Source organism: Vibrio sp. 1641 (assembly GCF_033339995.1).
GTDB lineage: Bacteria > Pseudomonadota > Gammaproteobacteria > Enterobacterales > Vibrionaceae > Vibrio > Vibrio alginolyticus.
Map to the genome: position 1 here is coordinate 1 of NZ_JAWOVP010000555.1, position 501 is coordinate 501.

The window sequence follows — 501 nt, forward strand, 5'->3', positions numbered from 1 at the left end:
ATTTCGCAGCGGAAGAGTTAAAAAAAGTCGGCCTTTAAGCCGACTTTTTTCATTGTACCGAAAACTAAAAAGTGAGTGTCCACTTCGCACTTGCCCATCTATCTTGTTCTTCCAGTAAATCTGCATGCAGCAACTTATTATTATCTAACCATGCTTCATCGGTACAAGCGAGCATCCATTCATCGCCTTTGATCGATAAAGTGATGTCAGGTAGTGGGTCGTCGTTGCGTTGCCCATTAAGGACTATGGACAGACGAAGAATCTTAATCAGGCTTAACACATCACTTTGTTTGTAGAGGTTGAACTCTGGCAACTCATTGAGCCTTAGCGCTTTGCGTTGAAAGCGTGCAAGCGTCGCCAAGACGAGTTGTTGCTCACGGTTAAAACCTTGCAGGGTTGAATGCAGAAGAATATAAAACGAGTGGCGATGGAAGCTGCGTAGGTTGATGCTTAGCCCAACTTCATGCAGCAGAGCGGCCCATTCTAATAAATCAAACAGTT

Annotated in this window: 1 pseudogene; it reads right to left on the reverse strand. The window is 44.3% G+C overall.

The features are described 5' to 3' along the window. Window positions 1–64: 64 nt before the first annotated feature. Window positions 65–501 (reverse strand): annotated as a pseudogene (locus R7Z47_RS27095) (exopolyphosphatase); the annotation flags it as partial.